At 50.1% G+C, this 3,754-nt stretch carries 4 protein-coding genes; all 4 read right to left on the reverse strand.

Annotated elements, in window-relative coordinates:
* On the reverse strand, positions 1-896 hold an 896-nt coding region (locus ACO6V1_RS22885), incomplete at its 3' end, for a DNA replication terminus site-binding protein (protein ID WP_422445093.1).
* Between the two features lie 28 nt (positions 897-924).
* Entirely contained in the window at positions 925-1,572 is a 648-nt protein-coding gene (gene pdxH, locus ACO6V1_RS22890) for a pyridoxamine 5'-phosphate oxidase (RefSeq protein WP_101745930.1), read from the reverse strand.
* Positions 1,573-1,648: 76 nt separating this feature from the next.
* Positions 1,649-2,206: a hypothetical protein gene (locus ACO6V1_RS22895; protein ID WP_422460096.1), complete on the reverse strand. Its 558-nt coding sequence runs from the start codon at positions 2,204-2,206 to the stop codon at positions 1,649-1,651.
* Positions 2,207-2,320: 114 nt separating this feature from the next.
* Positions 2,321-3,619 carry an inosine/guanosine kinase gene (locus ACO6V1_RS22900; protein ID WP_422468792.1) on the reverse strand — a complete coding sequence of 433 codons (1,299 nt, stop codon included), beginning with the start codon at positions 3,617-3,619 and terminating at the stop codon, positions 2,321-2,323.
* Positions 3,620-3,754 lie beyond the last annotated feature (135 nt).

Here is a 3,754-nt window from a genome sequence, read left to right on the forward strand (position 1 = left end):
TAAGCATAACGGTAAATTCTTGAATGAGGATTGTCGTTAATTTTAACCAGACGGGCATCACTGCGTTGCAGTCTTTCCTGTCTGGCAGACGGGTCATAGGGGCGAATCCGGTTAAACTCTGGTAACGGCTCTCCCGGCTTCAGCTGAATGAACAGGGGGAGGGGCGAGTTAATCTGTGCCGGATACTGTTTTTTCAGTGCCGGATCCGCCTGCCTGAGCGCCTGAATATCCTTTGACCAGGTAATATTAGCCCTCAGGTGGGGAGCCAGTATACGCTTGATCACCACCACTTCTTTGGCGGGCATTTTTTCCAGTAGGTCAATGTCTTCATTAACGGCGACGGAGGCTATGTATTTCTTTCTGAAATGGACAATCGCTTCTTCGGCGGTCAGCCTGACCGTGCCACTGTGACTTGCAGCCCAACTGAAACCAACCCGTCTCGGGGCCTCTGGAAAGAGCTTGAGTTGCCGGTAACATTGCACAAAGTGCAGGTGTTTGACCTGCAGCCCTCCCAGTAAACCATCCCGCAAATCATCGGATGCCTGTTCAATGGCCTCGATGCTGTCGCCAAACAGCTTGCGAAAGTCGGCCATCGCCGTTTTAAACTGATCACGACAGAGGTTCAGTTCTTCGCCCAGTTGTAAGGTCTGCTCAGAAACGCCGACCAGTCCGGTTAAGCGGGCGGTCTCCTGCTTGTTCTGCTCTTCGATATAGGTCAGTCGGGTGGCAATACCCGCTGCCAGAGCACGCTGGTTTGTGGATTCGGACTCCGTCTCCATGGTCCAGATGGGTAAGCCATGGTCTGATTCAATGGCTTCCCGGAATAAGCGATTCAGTTCAACCAGTTGAATAAGCGCATCCCTTACGGCGATTCGTGCAGCGGTTTCTTTACTCATAACGTGCCCATAAAATACTGACGGAGGTTTAGGGAGAAAGGCGGTCGACTTGCCAGTCACAGCCCTTCTCTGCGGACAACCGGGTGTATTGAAAGCGATCGTGCAGGCGGTTTGGGCGACCTTGCCAGAATTCCATATTCTCAGGCACGACGCGATAGCCACCCCAGAAATCGGGCAGAGGCACTTTTCCTTCCCTGAATTTGCGTTTCATCTCCTCCAGTTTCAATTCCAGAACCTTACGTCCGGTAATGACCGAGCTTTGCTGTGATACCCAGGCACCGAGCTGACTGCCATGAGGGCGGCTGGTAAAGTAACGCAGTGATTCAGCCGTGGAAATTTTTTCTGCCTTGCCCTGGATGACCACCTGTCGTTCAAGGGCTACCCAGGGAAACATAATGGCAACGTGGGGATTGCTGGTAATATCCCTGGCTTTATTACTGCTGTAGTTGGTGAAAAAGACAAAGCCGGACTGGTCGAAATACTTGAGGAGTACCGTTCTCAGGGATGGCATGCCTGATGCGGAAACGGTGGCAAGGCTCATGGCATTGGGTTCGGCCAGCTGAGCGTGCTGGGCCTGCTTGAACCAGAGCTCAAACTGGTCAAAGGGGCTGGTTTTCAGGTTGTCCCGACTGAGCCCGGCCTGAGTGTACTCTTCTCTTAAATGGCTGATATCCATGGCGGCACTGTACTGTTAAATGATTTTTTATTTTAACCGCGTCACAGCATTCTTTACAGTGTTCCTGGATTCTCTGCTACTCCCCGGGGTTTATATTGAAATGCCGGTCACTGGCTTTTATGAATTCAAGTAACCGTTGCTCAAACCCGTCACTATATTTGCCAATCGTCAGGGAGTTCAGCGGATAGCCACACACGGTGGATGATATTCGGGTGTTTTCTGAAAAACAAAAGCACTTTTTACCCAGTGTCAGAGCGGTTGCCAGTTCGAAGCCCGCACCTGTGGAGGGGTAAGTCAAATCCCAGAGGCAGAATCGGGCGTTTCTCAAACTGTCCAGTCCCCAGTAGTAGCAGGCCAGCTCTTTATGCAGCTCATTGGGATCAGACGCACGAAAAGGGTATAGCTTATTGACCTGTTCTTCGGTACTGAGCTTGAGAAACTTTTCAGGGATATTGGTTATGGACGCTGCTGATCGACTGTGCAGCTTGTCATCCAGAACAACATCTGCATGGCAATGATAACCATAGTTTTTGAGCAACTCACAGATATGTATCGCACGGTCAATAATTTCCCGGGCCTGAGTTTTTGACCGACTGGTTACACTGGCACCATAAAAGACGACACAATCCTTCATTGCGGTTTCTCTGGCATAAGGTGATCGAACAACTATAGCAGCTGACAGTTGACAGCCGGGTAGAATAACGATGCCGTTGATCCTGGCATCGTTAAAAAGGGATGATATCGACGTTTATTGGTCCCAGTAACTGTCTTCCAGGCTCATCTCCCGTTCCGGCAATGCCCTGGACAGGCGGGGAGAGCTTTGTGCCAGCACTTCAAAACTAACCCGGTTGGCGTACTTGCAAACCTGGGCAAAGGATGAGTAGGTAACCCAGGGCTTATTGTGTTTGCTTGAGGTTGGTAATACCTGGCGGTGATAGTAGTTGGCAGCCATATCGTGAATAAGTGCTGCCAATGCACCGTCGCCTGCACCGTTGGTGTTTTTTATGTTTTTGGGGCCGCCAAGATAGGGGCTGATGTGTGAGTATACTTTCAGTGGTTCTTCACAGTGAGTGCGCAGCAGAGGGCGGCTGAACTCATACCTGTTAAAATCACTGATCGCTCCGGAACGGATAGGGTTGTCAGTTTCCCTGGCCAGCGCTTTTTCAGTATAACCACTTAAATAAAGACCTTCGGCACCAGCCGTCAGTAACACCATATCAACCCATTGCAGCATATGCGCAGAAGATGACAGCGGGTCCGGCTCTCCAGTCAATTCCTCGGCTTCTTCTTCGTTCATGGCGGCAATGGTGACATATTCGTTAAGAAACTCGATCAGTGGTTGCTTGATGGCATTGACCAGTCCACGGGTGCCCAGTGTCAAAATGACCGGGACTTGATGTTTTTTTGCCAGCTGTGCTGCTTTTACCATGGCGTGATAAATTGGCAGATCAGGATTTGCCAGCGTATAAGCGCTTAGCGCCAGGCCTGAAGATTCGGCGATGATTGTTTCATCGATAAACTCGGGGCTGAGCTGGTTCATAAAACCGGGACTGATACCGAAGGTACGCTCACCATCTTCCGTAATCAGCGCAAAGCAACGGCCAATAGGGCCATCAACCGGCTGAAGCCAGGTAAGATCGACTTTACTGCTGGTATTACAGAGGTAGCGATACGCGTAGTCACCCACCTGGATGTTCTTACTCATAACGCCAAATTGAACGGAGCGATCATCTGCCAGCACGGAATAATTATGAAGCGTGTTACCGATGGTGCCGCCGGCAAACTGGTCTTCAATAAGCTGCTGCTCGTTCAGAAAACAGTACAGACGATTGGCCTGGTCGTTATCTATCCATTGAGAGGCACCTTTATCGAGGCCATAATCCCGTAGTACTGAGTCATCGACTCGGGCAGTAATATCCACCAGGTTCTGATCAATACCACAGATATAGGTGTTGGCCTGGCCAAACACTGAGCTTTCCATATCAAAGCGATTGTGGGTATTGACCGGGAAGTAATGCTTGATCTTTCGTCGGCCGGGGAATTTCATGAAAGCAAAAAAATGAAGTATCAGGAAGGGATGCAGATTATTCATGAAAAACCGATGGAAAACCAGTGCATTGCTGTTGTAGTCCACACGAAGATGCGCCATGCTGACATTCAGTGCATTGATTCAGTGATGCTA

Source organism: Endozoicomonas sp. ALC013 (assembly GCF_049310205.1).
GTDB lineage: Bacteria > Pseudomonadota > Gammaproteobacteria > Pseudomonadales > Endozoicomonadaceae > Endozoicomonas.

Coding starts and splice junctions, on each gene's coding strand:
- pdxH (WP_101745930.1), bottom strand. CDS start 1,572: ATGGATATCAGCCATTTAAGAGAAGAGTACACTCAGGCCGGGCTCAGT.
- ACO6V1_RS22895 (WP_422460096.1), bottom strand. CDS start 2,206: ATGAAGGATTGTGTCGTCTTTTATGGTGCCAGTGTAACCAGTCGGTCA.
- ACO6V1_RS22900 (WP_422468792.1), bottom strand. CDS start 3,619: ATGAAATTCCCCGGCCGACGAAAGATCAAGCATTACTTCCCGGTCAAT.